This window comes from Nonomuraea jiangxiensis (assembly GCF_900099965.1).
GTDB classification, from domain to species: Bacteria; Actinomycetota; Actinomycetes; order Streptosporangiales; family Streptosporangiaceae; genus Nonomuraea; species Nonomuraea jiangxiensis.
In genome coordinates, this window is the sequence record NZ_FNDJ01000012.1 from 132,656 (window position 1) to 147,051 (window position 14,396).

Annotated in this window: 14 protein-coding genes; 10 read left to right on the plus strand and 4 right to left on the minus strand. The window is 72.3% G+C overall.

Annotated elements, in window-relative coordinates; translation table 11 throughout:
- Window positions 1–48 precede the first annotated feature (48 nt).
- Window positions 49–774, plus strand: coding sequence for a TetR/AcrR family transcriptional regulator (locus tag BLS95_RS26035; RefSeq protein WP_090936408.1), 726 nt, complete (start codon window positions 49–51; stop codon window positions 772–774).
- Here the strand turns inward: BLS95_RS26035 and BLS95_RS26040 are convergent.
- Entirely contained in the window at window positions 706–1,008 is a 303-nt protein-coding gene (locus tag BLS95_RS26040) for a DUF4190 domain-containing protein (RefSeq protein ID WP_090936411.1), read from the minus strand. The two genes, BLS95_RS26035 and BLS95_RS26040, sit on opposite strands and share 69 nt — an antisense overlap.
- 117 nt (window positions 1,009–1,125) lie before the next feature.
- Here BLS95_RS26040 and BLS95_RS26045 point away from each other — a divergent pair, with 117 nt between their 5' ends.
- Window positions 1,126–1,923 (plus strand): ion transporter, encoded by a 798-nt coding sequence (locus tag BLS95_RS26045; RefSeq protein ID WP_090936414.1) that lies wholly within the window; start codon window positions 1,126–1,128, stop codon window positions 1,921–1,923.
- Here the strand turns inward: BLS95_RS26045 and rpsD are convergent.
- Window positions 1,920–2,504, minus strand: coding sequence for a 30S ribosomal protein S4 (gene rpsD, locus BLS95_RS26050; protein ID WP_090937106.1), 585 nt, complete (start codon window positions 2,502–2,504; stop codon window positions 1,920–1,922). The two genes, BLS95_RS26045 and rpsD, sit on opposite strands and share 4 nt — an antisense overlap.
- Window positions 2,505–2,630: 126 nt before the next feature.
- On the opposite strand from rpsD, the gene dgoD reads away from it, so the two are divergent.
- Window positions 2,631–3,788, plus strand: a complete 1,158-nt coding sequence (dgoD, locus tag BLS95_RS26055) for a galactonate dehydratase (protein ID WP_090937109.1) — start codon at window positions 2,631–2,633, stop codon at window positions 3,786–3,788.
- Window positions 3,789–3,939: 151 nt separating this feature from the next.
- Complete coding sequence (locus BLS95_RS26060) at window positions 3,940–4,743, plus strand: hypothetical protein (RefSeq protein WP_090936417.1); 804 nt, start codon at window positions 3,940–3,942, stop codon at window positions 4,741–4,743.
- Between the two features lie 9 nt (window positions 4,744–4,752).
- On the opposite strand, the gene BLS95_RS26065 is transcribed toward BLS95_RS26060, so the two are convergent.
- Window positions 4,753–5,433 carry a TetR/AcrR family transcriptional regulator gene (locus BLS95_RS26065; protein WP_090936420.1) on the minus strand — a complete coding sequence of 227 codons (681 nt, stop codon included), beginning with the start codon at window positions 5,431–5,433 and terminating at the stop codon, window positions 4,753–4,755.
- 76 nt (window positions 5,434–5,509) lie between these two features.
- Here BLS95_RS26065 and BLS95_RS26070 point away from each other — a divergent pair, with 76 nt between their 5' ends.
- The gene (locus BLS95_RS26070) at window positions 5,510–7,084 is read left to right on the plus strand and encodes an ATP-binding cassette domain-containing protein (RefSeq protein WP_090936423.1); all 1,575 of its coding nucleotides are present in this window, start codon (window positions 5,510–5,512) and stop codon (window positions 7,082–7,084) included.
- 59 nt (window positions 7,085–7,143) lie between these two features.
- Here the strand turns inward: BLS95_RS26070 and BLS95_RS26075 are convergent, their stop codons facing one another.
- Window positions 7,144–8,340: an ROK family transcriptional regulator gene (locus tag BLS95_RS26075; protein ID WP_090936426.1), complete on the minus strand. Its 1,197-nt coding sequence runs from the start codon at window positions 8,338–8,340 to the stop codon at window positions 7,144–7,146.
- A gap of 140 nt (window positions 8,341–8,480) precedes the next feature.
- Between BLS95_RS26075 and zwf the strand changes: the two genes are divergently transcribed.
- From zwf to BLS95_RS26100, 5 genes are all read left to right on the plus strand, one after another.
- Entirely contained in the window at window positions 8,481–9,962 is a 1,482-nt protein-coding gene (gene zwf, locus BLS95_RS26080) for a glucose-6-phosphate dehydrogenase (RefSeq protein ID WP_090936430.1), read from the plus strand.
- Window positions 9,959–11,890 (plus strand): phosphogluconate dehydratase, encoded by a 1,932-nt coding sequence (edd, locus tag BLS95_RS26085; RefSeq protein ID WP_176993387.1) that lies wholly within the window; start codon window positions 9,959–9,961, stop codon window positions 11,888–11,890. Before zwf ends, edd begins: the two co-directional genes overlap by 4 nt.
- Before the next feature lie 113 nt (window positions 11,891–12,003).
- Window positions 12,004–12,969, plus strand: coding sequence for a glucokinase (glk, locus tag BLS95_RS26090; protein WP_090936433.1), 966 nt, complete (start codon window positions 12,004–12,006; stop codon window positions 12,967–12,969).
- A 64-nt stretch (window positions 12,970–13,033) separates the two neighbouring features.
- Window positions 13,034–13,645: a bifunctional 4-hydroxy-2-oxoglutarate aldolase/2-dehydro-3-deoxy-phosphogluconate aldolase gene (gene eda / locus BLS95_RS26095; protein ID WP_090936436.1), complete on the plus strand. Its 612-nt coding sequence runs from the start codon at window positions 13,034–13,036 to the stop codon at window positions 13,643–13,645.
- Window positions 13,646–13,698: 53 nt separating this feature from the next.
- The gene (locus BLS95_RS26100; protein ID WP_090936438.1) at window positions 13,699–14,394 is read left to right on the plus strand and encodes an NACHT N-terminal Helical domain 1-containing protein; all 696 of its coding nucleotides are present in this window, start codon (window positions 13,699–13,701) and stop codon (window positions 14,392–14,394) included.
- Window positions 14,395–14,396 lie beyond the last annotated feature (2 nt).

Consider the following 14,396-nt stretch of genomic DNA (forward strand, 5'->3'; position numbering starts at 1 on the left):
AGGGTAGCTACAATTTTGGAGTCACTGCAAGTTGGATATCATCGGCACATGGAAGAGGGGCTGCGGGAGCGGAAGAAGCGTGAGACCAGGCAGCGCATCGCGGACATCGCGATGGGCCTGTTCATGGTCAAGGGGTTCGACAACGTGACCGTGGCGGAGGTGGCGCGGACCGCGGACGTGTCGGTCAACACGGTCTTCAACTACTTCAGCACCAAGGAGGACCTGTTCGCCGACCGGCAGGACGTGGCCGTGGACCATCCCGTGCAGGTGGTGCGGGGGCGCGCCCCGGGCGAGAGCGTGGCCGCGGTCTTCCGCCGCGACTTCCTCGACGCGCTGGAGACGCGCCACTGGCGCTACGGGTTCAACGTGGGCGCCGACGTGTTCGCCAAGCTCGTCAACGACAGCCCCACTCTGGTGGCCCGGATGCGCGAGATCCACGAGCTGCGCGAGCGGTCGCTGGCGCGGGCGCTCGCCGACGAGGCCGAGGCCGATGATCTCACGCCGCTGCTGGTCGCCTCACAGGTGCTCAACACGACGCGGCTGCTGGCCGACTTCGCCCTGCGCCGGACGCTGGCGGGCGAGCCCTGGGAGAGCATCGCGCCCGACCTCAGGGCGCAGGCGGAACGGGCCTTCGACCTGCTGGAGTCGGGCATCGGCGGCTACGGCACGCGGCCGCCGCTGACCCCCGCTGGAAGTGCGCCGCCGCTAGCCGTAGCTGGCGGAGAGCAGCCCGGCGCCGAGCCCGAGGACCGCGAACGCGGCGGCGAGGATTAGCAGGACGGAGCCGACGATGCCGCAGATGCGACCGGCCTGCACAGTGCCGCGGTTCTCGTAGTAAAGGCCGCTCTCGTCGATCTCGCGCAGCGCCCTGTTGCCCATCACCCAGGCGAAGGGGCCGAGGATGGAGCACACCACCAGGCTCAGGATGCCCAGCACGAGAATCGTGGTGCCGTTGGGGTGGCTCTGCACCGGGCCATAAGGGGATGGACCGTAATTCGGATAGGTCATAGCCGCTCCACCCCCGTCGCCCGCTGACGTCTGGAGGGATTTATACCACAGTCTCCGCGACGATCATGTTGCGTCATCATGGGACCGCACATGATCGGACTTTAGGAGCCTGCCCCCGTGCGTGAACGCACTCGTGCCTTCCTCGCCCATCCGCGCTTCCAGCGCTTCATCATCGGCGTCATCCTGATCAACGCGGCGACCCTGGGCCTCGAAACCGTCCCGCCCGTGGTCGAGCAGTACGGCCACCTGCTCACCGCGATCGACCACATCGCGCTCTACATCTTCGTCGCCGAACTGCTGGCCAAGATCTACGCCGAGCGCTCGGCCTTCCTCCGCGACCCCTGGAACATCTTCGACACCACGATCGTCGCCATCGCCCTGGCACCCGCGACCGGCGGCCTGTCGGTGCTGCGCTCGCTGCGCATCCTGCGCGCGCTGCGGCTGCTGTCGGTGGTGCCGAGCCTGCGCCGAGTGGTGTCGGCGCTGCTGCGCGCGATGCCGGGGATGAGCTCGATCGTGGTGCTGCTCTCCCTGGTCCTGTACGTGGCCGCCGTCATGGCCACCAAGCTTTACGGCGAGAGCGCCCCGGAGCGCTTCGGCAGCCTGCCGACCTCGCTGTTCACCCTCTACCAGACGATGACGGGCGACGACTGGGGCAACATCGCCAGGGAGGTGATGCAGACCCACCCCTCGGCCTGGATCTTCTTCACGATCTTCATTCTGGTGTGCACGTTCGTCGTGCTCAACCTCTTCATGGCCGTGGTCGTGAGCGCCATGGACGAGGAGAACGCCGAGGAACGGGCCGCGCTGGAGGACACCTCGGCGCACACCCAGCAGATCCTGAACGAGCTCGCCGAGCTGCGCAAGGAGCTCGCCGAGCTGCGCCACGAGGCTTCCCAGCCGAGTCCCCGCTAGCGCGAGTAGAACTCCACGACGAGCTGCTCGTCCACGGGGACGGTGATCTGCTCGCGTTCCGGCCTGTGCGTCAGGGTGACGCTCAGGCCGGCGTGGTCGACCGACAGGTACGGCGCGATGCGCTCGTCGGCGTGCACGCCCTCCGCCGCCGCCACGAACGGCGCCATCCCGCGCGAGCGCTCCCGGTCCGTGACGACCTGCCCGGGCCTGACCAGGTAACTGGGGATGTCCACCTTGCGGCCGTCCACGGCGATGTGCCCGTGGCAGATGTACTGACGGGCCGCGTAGATCGACGGCGCGAGCCCGGCCCGTAGCAGGACCGAGGCCAGCCGGCTCTCCAGCAGCGTGACCAGCTCCGCGCCGGAGGCGCCCGGCTTGCGGACGGCCAGGTCCCAGTAGCGGCGGAGCTGCCGCTCCGACACGTCGTAGTACCAGCGCAGCTTCTGCTTCTCCAGCAGCCGCAGCCCGTAGTCGCCGGTGTTGCGGCGGTCGGTCCCGCGGCCGTGCTCGCCCGGCGGATAGGGGCGCTGGTCGAAGTAGCGGCGGGTCCGCACCCTCGCCGCGACCGCCGCCGTCGCCAGGCTGTCCGTCGACGGCGCCCCCGCGCGCTCCCACCTGTGCCGGGAAACGGCGCTGCGCAGCCTGCTGTGCACGTGTTGATCCCCCGCTGACGGGGCGGCCTTCGCCGGACTTTTATGCTGGGCTCCATGCCCCCAAGCCTCAAGATCGTGGGATTCGACACCTTCCTCGTCCGGCCCCGCTGGTTGTTCCTGCGGATCGACACCGACGAGGGGATCACCGGATGGGGCGAGCCGATCGTCGAGGGCCGCGCGGAGACGGTCAGGGAATGCGTGCACACCCTGATGGAGCGCCTGCTCGGCGCCGATCCCGGGCGGATCGAGGACCACTGGCAGCGCATGACCAAGGGCGGCTTCTACCGGGGCGGGCCGGTGTTGTCGAGCGCGGTGGCCGGGATCGACCAGGCGCTCTGGGACATCAAGGGCAAGGCACTCGGCGTGCCGGTGCACGAGCTGCTCGGCGGCCCCGTACGGGATCGGGTGCGGGTCTACACCTGGATCGCCGGCGACTCGGCCGCGGAGCTGGCGGACGCGGCGGTGGCCAGAAAGGAGGCGGGGTTCACGGCGATGAAGTTCACGCCGTTCCAGGCCACGCCGCACGTGCCCGCCGCCGCGCAGGTGAAGGAGGCCGTGGGCCTTGTCGCGGCGCTGCGCGAGGCGGTGGGCGACGACGTGGACCTGGCGATGGACTTCCACGGCCGGCTCTCCCCCGCGGCGGCGCGGCGGGTGCTGCCGTTGCTGGAGCCGTACCTGCCGATGTTCGTGGAGGAGCCGGTGGTGCCGGAGCTCTCGCGCGACCTGCGTACCGTGGTGGAGGCCAGCTCGGTGCCGATCGCCACGGGCGAGCGGCTCTACTCGCGCTGGGACTTCCGCGAGGTGCTCGCGACCGGCATCGCGGTGGCCCAGCCGGACGTCTCGCACGCGGGGGGCATCTCGGAGCTGCGCAGGATCGCCGCGATGGCGGAGGCGTACGGGGTCGCGGTGGCGCCGCACTGCCCGCTGGGGCCGATCTCGCTGGCGGCCTCGCTCCAGCTCGACTTCGCCACCCCGAACTTCCTCATCCAGGAGCAGTCCCTGGGCATCGGCTACCACCCGGGGAACGCGCTGCTGGACTATCTGGTGGATCCGTCGGTGTTCGCCTTCTCCGACGGGTACGTCGAGCGTCCCGTCGCGCCCGGGCTGGGGATCGAGGTGGACGAGCGGGCCGTCCGAGAGGCGGCCGAGCGCGGGCACGCCTGGCGCAACGAGGTGTGGGAGCACCCGGACGGGTCGTTCGCCGAATGGTGATATTCCGGACATACCTTTGCATTGGCCCGAAGAGTGCGCCCGCCTCTCTAGCATGAGACCGGTGACCGGGACGCACCGACCCTCAGATCCCCCCTTACCCAACAATTCCCCCATTCCGTTCGGGGAGGCCCGAACGTCGGCCGACCAGGCAGTGCCGGCGGCCGATCGTGGCGAGCGGCGCCGGCGGGCGCTGATGGCGGGCGGAGTGGTGACCGGGACGCTGATGCTGGTCTCGGCCGGGGTGCTGATGACCGGCGCGTTCGGCACGAGAACGCTCGACGCGGCCGACTGGCCGGGCAGCCACGCCTCCCGGGACCCGGGCCGGTTCGCCCTCGAATCGTCCGCCACCGCCCGCCGGAACTCACGGCCGTCGCCCTCGGGCGCGCTGACGGCCACCCCACCGGCCTCGGGACAGCCGGCCTCGGGACAGCCGGTATCGGGCCCGCCGGCGCCCTCGCCCCGCGCGTCCGCTTCGGCGGCGTCCGGCGCGACGACGCCCGGCCGATCGATCCCGCCATCGGGCTCGCTACGGTCCGGCGGCCGCGGCAACCCCGCCGCCCAGGGTGCGGGCGGCACCGGTGGTGCGCTGCCCGGTCGCGGGCCCGTCTCCTCCCGAGCCCTCGGCGGCGGGGTCGTCACCTCGCGGGCGCCCGTCACCTCACGCGCGCCGGTCGTCAGCGGGGGCCGCCCGCCGATCACCCGGACCCCGGCCACCGCCGGCACCCTCCTCGGAACCGAGTCCGGCGACACCCCCGGGACCGTGCCCGGCAACGCGGGGACCAAGCCGCACACCAGCGCCACGACCTTCGGTACGGCCTCCGGCTCGCCGGAACCAGGCCGCGACCGGCCCGCCACCACCCCGATCAAGATCCTGGAGTCCGGCCCCGACCCCGCGGCATCCGACACCCCGTCCGGCACGCGCGAAGAAGCCGCCGACCCCCCGGCGACCCGTTAGCCGGGGCCGTCAGGGGAGCCGGCCGGTCCCCTGACGGCGGGCCTGTTCCATGCCCGCGAGCAGGTAGCCGAGCCCCTCGTCGAACGTGGCGTCCCACTCGTGGTCGAGGCCGTGCTCGGCGAGGGCCGGATAGCGGTCGGCCCGCTCCCGCAGGAACCCCTCCGTCCCCTCCTCCTCGCGGTCCTGCCACGTCACCTGCATGACGACCGAGCCCATCACGTAGTTCGACAGGCTGTACGCGGCCGCCTTGGGAGCGGCGAGCCCCGCGGCGATCAGGGTCTCGTAGAGGAACTCGGTGCGCTCCAGCGCGTTCGGCCCCATGAGCGGCCGGTCGAGGATGGTGGCCGACCACGGGTGGCGCAGCAGTGCGGCCCGCCACCCGCCGATCAGCGCGCGGACGGGCGCATGCCAGCCGTCCCCGCCCCCGTCCGTCGTGTCGTCCATCGTGGCCCGTGACGGCACCCGCACCTCGCCGAACACGGCATCCAGTGCCAGGTCCAGGACGTCGTCCTTGGTCCTGACGTGCCAGTAGAGGGTGGTCGAGCCGGTGTCGAGCCGCTCGGCCAGGCGGCGCATGGTCAGCCGCCCCACGCCCTCCCCGTCGAGCAGCGCCACCGCCTCGGCCACGATCCGCTCCAGCGTCAGTGTCTGCCTGGGCGCCTTCCGTGGGCGCGACCACACGTTGTCCACCCGGTGATAATACGTTGTACGAGAGACCGGATCGATGGTCTAGTAAGTGGATCGAAGGTCGAGAAGGGAGCCTCCCGTGGGGCACATCGAGGTGAGTGGGCTGACGTACCTGCTGCCCGACGGGCGGCCGCTGCTGCTGGAGGCGTCGTTCAAGATCGCCGACGGCGCCAAGGCGGCCCTGGTGGGGCCGAACGGCGCGGGCAAGACCACGCTGCTGCGGCTGATCGCGGGCGAGCTCCACCCGTCCGACGGCCGGATCGCGAGCAGCGGCGGCATCGGCGTGATGCGCCAGTTCACCGGCCCGGGCACCGTGCACGACCTCCTGCTCGGCGTGGCGCCGCAGCGCGTACGGCAGGCCGCCGCGGCACTTGAGGCGGCGGAGGCGGCCCTCGCGCGGGCGGACGACGAGCCGGCCCAGCTCGCCTACGCGCAGGCCCTGGCCGACTACTCCGACGCCGGCGGCTACGAGCTGGAGGTGGTGTGGGACGTGTGCGCCACCGAGGCGCTCGGCCTGCCGTACGAGCGGGTGAAGGACAGGGACCTGGCCACGCTGTCCGGCGGGGAGCAGAAGCGGCTCGTGCTGGCGGCGCTGCTGCGCGGGCCCGACGAGATCCTGCTGCTCGACGAGCCGGACAACTTCCTGGACGTGCCGGCCAAGCAGTGGCTGGAGCGGGCGATCAGGGGCTCGGCCAAGACGGTGCTGCTCGTCTCGCACGACCGGCGGCTGCTGGCCGAGGCGGCCGACCGGATCGTGACCGTGGAGGGGCGCGGGGTGTGGGTGCACGGCGGCGGGTTCGCCGGTTACGCCGAGGCCCGGCGGCGGCGCGGGGAGCGGCTGGAGGAGCTGCGGCGGCGCTGGGAGGACGAGCGGGGCAAGCTGCGGCGGCTGGTGCACACGCTGCGGCAGCGCTCGGCCCACAACGACGCGCTGGCGGGGGCGTACCGGTCGGCGGTGACGCGGCTGGAGCGGTTCGAGCGGGCGGGGCCGCCCGAGCGGGCGCCGAAGGAGCAGAACGTCCGCATGCGGCTGCGCGGCGGGCGCACCGGGAAGCGGGCTGTGGTGTGCGAGGAACTGGAGCTGACCGGGCTGCTGCGGCCGTTCTCCACCGAGATCTGGTACGGCGAGCGGGTCGGCGTGCTCGGCCTGAACGGCACCGGCAAGACCCATTTCCTGCGGCTACTGGCCGGGGAGCCGGTCGCGCACCGTGGCGTGGCCCGGCTGGGCGCCCGGGTCGTGCCCGGCCATTTCGCGCAGACCCATCTCCGGCCCGACCTGCACGGTCGGGCCGCCGTGGACGTGGTGATGCGGGAACACGCCATGACCAGGAACGAGGCGATGGCGGCGCTGGCCCGCTACGAGCTGGCGGCGGCGGGCGGGCAGCCGTTCGAGACACTGTCGGGCGGGCAGCAGGCCCGGCTGCAGATCCTGCTGCTGGAGTTGTCGGGGGCGACGTTGCTGCTGCTCGACGAGCCGACCGACAACCTCGACCTGGCCAGCGCGGAGGCGTTGCAGCAGGGGTTGGCGGGGTTCGAGGGCACGGTCCTGGCCGTCACGCACGACCGGTGGTTCGCCGACGACCTCGACCGCCACCTGATCTTCGGCGCCGACGGCACCGTACGGGAGCACGACGACCCCCGCTGGGACCTCTAGCCGGGAGCGCGACGACCCGCGCTCGGGCTTCTGACGGAAGCCCGGACCCGGACCTGGCCCTAGCCGGAGACGCCGCGGAGGACGGAGACCGTCATGGCCTCGTCCACCGCCTCGGGCGAGAGCACGTGGTCGAGCACCATCACCGCGCAGCCGCTGATGCCCGCCCCCGCGCCCAGCCGGCTCGGCTCGATGCGCAGCCGCCGGGTGGCCAGGGCCGTGGAGCGACGGTAGACGACCTCGCGGATGCTCGACATGAGCGGCCCGAACGCCTCGGCCACGTCACCCCCGAGCACCACCACGGACGGGTTGAGGATGTTGACCGCCCCGGCCAGCACCTCGCCGATCCTGCGCCCGGCCTCCCGCACGGTGGCCATCGTCTCGGCGTCGCCCGCGCGCACCAGCGCCGTCACGTCGGCGATGGTCTTGACGTCCTTGCCGTGCGCCCGCAACTCGCGAAGGAGCGCGGTGCCGCTGGCCACGGAGTCCACGCAGCCGGTGTTGCCGCAGCGGCACAGCACGTCGCCGCCGTCCAGCACCGGGATGTGCCCGATCTCGCCCGCAGCGCCGAGGGCGCCGCGCAGGATCTCGCCGCCGGCGATCACGCCTGCGCCGATCCGCGTCGAGATCTTCACGAACATCAGGTCCTTCAGCTCGGGGTAGATCCCCCGGTGCTCGCCGATGGCCAGCACGTTGACGTCGTTGTCCACGAGCACGGGGACGGGGAAGCGCTCCTGGATGATCGGCGGGATCACCACGCCGGTCCAGGACGCCATCACCCGTGCGCTCTCCGTGCGGCCGTGCGCGAACTCGACCGTGGCCGGCACGCCCATCCCGACGCCTCTGATCATCGAGTGCGGCCGGTCGCCGAGCAGCTCGTCCCAGGTGTCCATGATCAGCGGCAGCACGGTGTCGGGGCCCTGCTCCACGTCCATCGCGAACATGCGCCCCGCCAGCTCCCGCCCGGCCAGGTCGCACACGGCCACCCGGGTGCGGCTGGCGCCGAGCGCGGCCACCAGCACCACGCCGCCCGCGGCGTTGAACTCCAGCCGGACCGGCGGCCGCCCGCCGGTGGAGGGGGCGTCGTCGCGCTCCACGACCAGGCCGCGTTCCAGCAGCTCACCGACGCGCAGCTGCACCGCGGGACGCGACAGGCCGGTCACCCGGCCGAGGTCGGCCCGCGTCACGGCCTCACCGGTGCGGATGAGGCGAAGAATCTCGCCACTCGTGGCGAGATTCGCTGCGGTACGTCGTGGCATCGGTTAAGTGAACCACACGGTGTTAGGTAATGAAAAGTCCATACTTTTTCATCTCGAATGTCAAAACTCGGCTTGTGTGCGACCCAAACTCCGGTTAGTGTCCGTTCTGTCCTGCTTACAGATCATCGGAGCCTTCAGCCGTGTCCCTCCCCACGACCTCACCCGACTCTGGCGCCCAGACCGCCGATCTCGTCGTCTTCGGCGGCACCGGCGACCTGTCCATGCGCAAGCTGCTCCCGGCGCTCTACCACAGCGACAGGGACGGCCGGCTCTCCCCGGAGACCCGTGTCATCGCCCTGTCCAGGGGTGGGCTGACCGACGCCGACTTCCGCGGCAAGGTGGACGCCGAGGTACGCGACCGGGTCCCGGCCGACGACCCCGCGGGATGGCGGCGTTTCCTGGAGCGGCTGCACCACGTGTCGGTCGACGTGGGCGGCGCCGACCGGAACGGCTGGCAGGCCCTGGCCGAGCTGCTGGCCGGGCACGATGATCGTGATCGGGTGTTCTACCTGGCCAGCCCGCCGCGCACGTTCGGGCCCTTCTGCCGGGAGCTGGAACAGGCCGGGCTGGTGACGCCGCGCTCGCGCGTGGTGCTGGAGAAGCCGCTGGGCCACGACCTGCTGAGCGCGCAGCGGATCAACGACGAGGTCGGCGCCATCTTCGACGAGCGCCAGATCTTCCGCATCGACCACTACCTGGGCAAGGAGACCGTGCAGAACCTCCTGGTCCTGCGCTTCGCCAACGCCTTCCTGGAGCCGATCTGGAACTCCCTCTGGATCGACCACGTGCAGATCACGGCCGCCGAGACCGTCGGCACGCCCGGCCGGCGCGGCTACTACGACCACGCCGGCGCGCTGCGCGACATGGTGCAGAACCACCTGCTGCAGCTCCTCACCCTGACCGCGATGGAGCCGCCGGCCCGCAACGACCGCGAGGCCATCCGGGACGAGAAGGTCAAGGTGCTGCAGGCGCTGCGGCCGATCTCCGGCACGGAGGTGGACCGCTTCACCGTACGCGGCCAGTACGTCGAGGCCGCCGACATGCCCGGCTACCTCGACGAGCCCGCCTCCACGCCGCCGACCGAGGCCTCGCGGCGGGTGGAGACCTTCACCGCGATCCGGGCCGAGATCAGGAACTGGCGGTGGGCGGGGGTGCCGTTCTACCTGCGTACCGGCAAGCGCATGCCGTACCGGCGCTCGGAGATCGTGGTGCAGTTCAAGGACGTGCCGCACTCCATCTACCCCGGCGGCACGCCGAACCGCCTGGTGCTGCGGCTGCAGCCGGAGGAGGGCATCGAGCTGCACATCATGGCCAAGGCACCGGGCGCGGGCGAGGTGGCGCTCAAGCCGGTGCCGATGTCGCTGAGCTTCGGCAAGACGTTCAGGGCGCGGGTGCCGGAGGCGTACGAGCGGCTGCTGACGGACGTGCTGGCCGGGAACCCGACCCTGTTCATGCGCCGCGACGAGGTGGAGGCCGCCTGGCGCTGGATCGACCCGATCCTGTCCACCTGGGAGACGTCCGCCGACCTGCCCGAGCCCTACCCCGCGGGCACCACCGGCCCCACCGGGGCCCACGAACTGCTCGGCCGCAGCGGTCGTGCCTGGCACGAGGAGGAACTGTGAATTCGCTCATTCAGGACGTCACCGATCGCATCGCCGAGCGCAGCGCCGCCAGCCGGGCCGTGTACCTGGCGCGGATCCGCCGCGACGGCGAGGCCGCGCGGGCGAGCGGCCCGGCGCGTTCCCGCCTGGGGTGCGCGAACCTGGCGCACGGCTTCGCCGCGTCCGGGACGGACAAGCCCGCCCTGATGGGCTCGGCCAAGCCGGGCGTGGCCATCGTGACGAGCTACAACGACATGCTCTCGGCCCACCAGCCCTTCGAGACCTACCCGGCGGAGCTGAAGACCGCCGTGCGCCGGGCCGGGGGCGTGGCGCAGGTCGCCGGCGGCGTGCCCGCGATGTGCGACGGCATCACGCAGGGCCGGGCCGGCATGGAGCTGTCGCTCTACAGCCGCGACGTGATCGCCATGGCCACCGCGATCGCGCTCTCGCACGACATGTTCGACGCGACGCTGCTGCTGGGCGTGTGCGACAAGATCGTGCCGGGGCTGTTCATCGGGGCGCTGCACTTCGGGCACCTGCCCGCGATCTTCGTGCCCGCCGGCCCGATGACCTCCGGGCTGCCGAACAAGGTCAAGGCCCGCACCCGGCAGCTCTTCGCCGAGGGCAAGGTGGGCCGGGTCGAGCTGCTGGAGGCGGAGTCCAAGTCGTACCACTCCCCCGGCACCTGCACCTTCTACGGCACCGCGAACTCCAACCAGGCGCTGATGGAGGTCATGGGCCTGCACCTGCCGGGCTCCACGTTCGTCAACCCGCACACCGAGCTGCGCCACGCCCTCACCGAGGCGGCCGGGCGCCGGGCGGTGGAGATCACCGCGCACGGCGCGGAGTACACGCCGATCGGCGAGCTGGTCGACGAGAAGGCCATCGTGAACGCGTGCGTCGCGCTGCTGGCCACCGGCGGCTCCACGAACCACACCCTGCACCTGGTGGCCATGGCGGCGGCCGCGGGCATCGTGCTGACCTGGGACGACTTGGCCGCCCTGTCGGGGGTCGTGCCGTCGCTCACCAAGATCTACCCCAACGGCCAGGCGGACGTGAACCACTTCCGCGACGCCGGCGGCATGCAGGTGCTCATCGGCGACCTGCTCGACGCGGGGCTGCTGCACGGCGACGTGCTCACCGTGGCCGGGCCCGGCCTCGACCGCTACCGCGAGGCGCCCGCCCTGGTGGACGGCGAGCTGGTCTGGTCGCCGGTCACCGGCGGCAGTGGCGACCTGGACGTGCTGCGGCCGGTCGCGCGGCCGTTCTCGGCGGATGGCGGGATCCACATGGTCGAGGGCAACCTGGGCCGGGCCGTCAGCAAGGTGTCGGCGGTCAAGCCGGAGCACCTGGTGATCGAGGCGCCGGCGAAGGTGTTCGACGACCAGCTCGACCTGCTGCGCGCGTTCGAGGCGGGCGAGCTGGACGGGCAGGACTTCGTGGCGGTCATCCGCTACCAGGGGCCGAGCGCGAACGGCATGCCGGAGCTGCACAAGCTCACCCCGCCGCTGGCGGTGCTGCTCGACCGGGGGCAGCGGGTGGCGATCGTCACCGACGGGCGCATGTCCGGGGCGTCCGGCAAGGTGCCCGCGGCCATCCACCTGTCGCCGGAGGCGGCCGACGGCGGGCCGATCGCGCTGGTGCGCGAGGGGGACGTGATCAGGCTGGACTCGGCGGCCGGGACGCTGGAGTTGCTGGTGCCGGCGCGGGAGCTGGCCACCCGCACGCCCGAGGGGCGCCCGCTCAGCGACGCGCAGTGGGTCGGGACGGGCCGCGAGCTGTTCGCGGCGTTCCGCCGGATGGCGGGCCACGCGGAGCAGGGCGCCGGGATCTTCGGAGTGAGCGGCGCCGAGTCGCCCGACCACGGCCCGGGACTCGGATTCCCCGCCGAGGCCGGCGCCTCGCACCTGGAGACGGGCGGCACGCAGGTCGCCGCGCTGGCCCGGTGAGCTGATTTGACGGCGTACGTGGCACACGGACCCGTATGGGATGACGTGCAGGCCCATGGCATCCTTTGTACGGCGAGCGATCTTGCCGCCGCCCTGGACGCCGGAGGTGCGCCGTGAATGCCTTTGACCTTCCGTGGCTCGTCGCCGACATCGGCGGGACCAACGCCAGGTTCGGCCTGGTCACCACGCCGGGAGCGCGGCCGTCGAACGTCGCGGTCCTGCACGGGTCCGACTACGAGACCCTCCCCGAAGCCGTAGCCGCCTATCTCGCGGAGCACGCGGGCGGAGTGCGACCGGGGGCGGCGTGCCTGGCCCTGGCGGGGCCGATCGACGGCGACCACTACCGGCTCACGAACTCCACGTGGGCCGGGTCCGCCCGGGATCTCGGCGTGCCGTACGCGATGCTGCTCAACGACTTCGCGGCGCTGGCCGTGTCCCTGCCCCACCTGGACGCCGACGACCTGGTGTCGCTCGGCGGGCCTGCCCCTGGCCACGGGGTGAAGGCCGTACTGGGGCCGGGGACCGGGCTGGGCGTGGGCGGGCTGGTGCCCACCGAGCACGGCTGGACGCCGATCCCCGGCGAGGGCGGCCACGTCACGGTGCCGGCGGTGGAGCCGCGGGAGCAGGAGATCGTCCGGGTCCTGCAGGAGCAGGGGCCGGCGCACGTGGTGGCCGAGCACGTGCTGTCCGGGCCCGGCCTGGAGCGGCTGTATCGGGCGCTGGCCCAGGTGAACGGCGTGGCCGCGCCCGGCCTGACCGCCTCCGACATCGTGGCCAAGCTCGACGACCCGTTGTGCGCGGAGACGGTTGACGTGTTCTGCGGGATGCTGGGGTGTTTCGCCGGGAACGTCGCCCTGACCCTCGGCGCCCGGGGTGGGGTGTACCTGGGCGGCGGAGTGCTGCCCCGTATCGTGGAACGCGTGCGTACCAGTAGCTTCCGCCCCCGGTTCGCGGCCAACCCTGACATGCCTGGATATCTGGCGGACATCGGCACCGCCCTGATCGTGGCGCCCCAACCGGCCCTGACCGGCGCGGCCGCCTGGCTGAGCCAGCACGCCCGGACGAAACTGGTGGGCTGAGACCGGGAAACCGGAAGTGTTCAGGACAATACGGCCCTAAGTGGGCCGGCGAGGAGACAGACCCATGAGCTTGCTCGATCTCGCCCCAGTGATCCCCGTCGTGGTGATCGAGGACGTGGAGAGCGCCGTACCGATGGCCCGGGCGCTGGTCGCCGGGGGCTTGCCGGTCATCGAGGTGACCCTGCGCACCCCGGTCGCCCGGGAGGCCATCGCCAGGATCGCGGCCGAGGTGCCGGAGGCGAACGTGGGGGCGGGGACTGTCCGCACCAGTGAGGACATCGCGGAGGCCGTGTCGGCCGGGGCGCGGTTCCTGGTGTCCCCGGGGACGACCCTCGCGCTGGTCGAGGCGCTGGACTCGAGCGGGGTGCCGTACCTGCCGGGGGCGGGCACCGTGTCCGAGATCATGGCGCTGGCCGAGCGGGGGGTCAAGGAGCTCAAGTTCTTCCCCGCCGAGGCGGCGGGCGGCATCCCCTACCTCAAGTCGCTGCAGGGGCCGCTGCCCGACGTGCGCTTCTGCCCGACCGGCGGGATCAGGGCGGAGACCGCGCCCGGCTATCTCGCGCTGGCCAACGTGGGATGCGTCGGGGGCAGCTGGCTGACCCCGGCCGACGCGCTGGCCGCCGGCGACTGGAGCAGGGTGGAGAAACTCGCCTCCGAGGCCGCCGCCCTCCGGTAGCGGACGCGGCCGGCCCGGCGCCGGCGGGGATGGCGGCCGGGGATAATGGGCCGGTGGCTCTGGAGACGGCGGCCCTGAAGGTGGGCACGGCGGTCGGCGAGCGCGCCCTGCGCGCATGGCTGACCGCACGATCGACCGGGGAGAGCAGCGGCAGGCCGCTCGTCGAGCTCATGCGCGTCCGCTTCCCCGACCACCTCGTCCGGCGCAAGGCCGAACGCCAGCTCGACGACATCGCCGACGCCGTCACGGCGCGGGTGCTGAAGCTATGCGCGCACGAGTTCCCTGGCCTAGACGACGACGACCGGCTGGTCGTGCTCGCCGAGGCACGTGACACGCTGGCCCGGGCGGACCTGTCCGACCGGGCCCTGCTCGCGGCCGACGCCGATCCGGTACGGCTGGCCAGGACCCTCCGCGAGAGCCTGCCCGCGCCCAGGGACCTCGGCGAGGCGCAGTCGCGGCTCTACCAGGTCGTGCTCGACGAGTGCTGCGACTGCCTGGTCAGGGTCGTCCGGCACCTGCCCGAGTTCCAGCCCCGCGCCGCCGCCGAGATGCTCTCCCGCCTGTCCGGCCTCGGCGACCAGCTCTCCGCCATGCTGGCACGGCTGCCGGTACGCACCCTGGAGGCTCCGGACGGCACGGACCTGGACACCGGGTTCCGCCGCCGATACCTGGAGCACGTCTCCCGGACCTTCGACACCGTCGAGCTGCTCGGGGTCAGGGTCGAGCGATTCCGCCGCGCAGCGCGCTGAGC

Bases quoted from the DNA above. Each gene is read 5' to 3' on its own strand.
- BLS95_RS26035 (WP_090936408.1), top strand. From the start codon at position 49: ATGGAAGAGGGGCTGCGGGAGCGGAAGAAGCGTGAGACCAGGCAGCGC.
- BLS95_RS26040 (WP_090936411.1), bottom strand. From the start codon at position 1,008: ATGACCTATCCGAATTACGGTCCATCCCCTTATGGCCCGGTGCAGAGC.
- dgoD (WP_090937109.1), top strand. From the start codon at position 2,631: ATGCCCCCAAGCCTCAAGATCGTGGGATTCGACACCTTCCTCGTCCGG.
- BLS95_RS26075 (WP_090936426.1), bottom strand. From the start codon at position 8,340: ATGCCACGACGTACCGCAGCGAATCTCGCCACGAGTGGCGAGATTCTT.
- eda (WP_090936436.1), top strand. From the start codon at position 13,034: ATGAGCTTGCTCGATCTCGCCCCAGTGATCCCCGTCGTGGTGATCGAG.